This window comes from Methylolobus aquaticus (genome assembly GCF_054172105.1).
The window spans coordinates 1-462 of the sequence record NZ_JBSYXP010000060.1; the positions used below are offsets into that span (position 1 = coordinate 1).

Here is a 462-nt window from a genome sequence, read left to right on the forward strand (position 1 = left end):
GGCCTGGCCGGCGAGTTGTTCATCGGCGGACCCTTGCTGGCCCGGGGCTACCACGGCCAGCCGGGGCTGACCGCGGAACGCTTCCTGCCCGACCCGTTCGGGCCGCCGGGGTCGCGGCTGTACCGCACCGGCGACCGGGTGCGGCAGCGGAGCGACGGCGTGATCGACTTCCTCGGTCGCACCGACCAGCAACTCAAGCTGCGCGGCTACCGCATCGAACCGGGCGAGATCGAAGCGGCGCTGCGGCAGTTGCCGGGCGTGGTCGAGGCGGCGGTGGTGTTGCACGAGGCGGCGACGACCGGCCCGCAGTTGGTGGCCTACGTGGCCGGCAACGGGCTGGCTGAAGACGCCCTGCGTGCGGCCCTGCAGCAACGGCTGCCGGCCTATCTCCTGCCGCAGCGGATCATGGTGCTGGAGCGTCTGCCGCGGCTGGCGAGCGGCAAGCTGGACCGGCGGGCCTTG

1 protein-coding gene is annotated in these 462 nt (G+C 73.4%); it reads left to right on the top strand.

Going from position 1 to position 462, the window contains the following annotated elements:
• The coding region (locus ACW73L_RS22175; protein WP_498924713.1) for an AMP-binding enzyme at window positions 1-462 on the top strand (462 nt) is incomplete at both ends.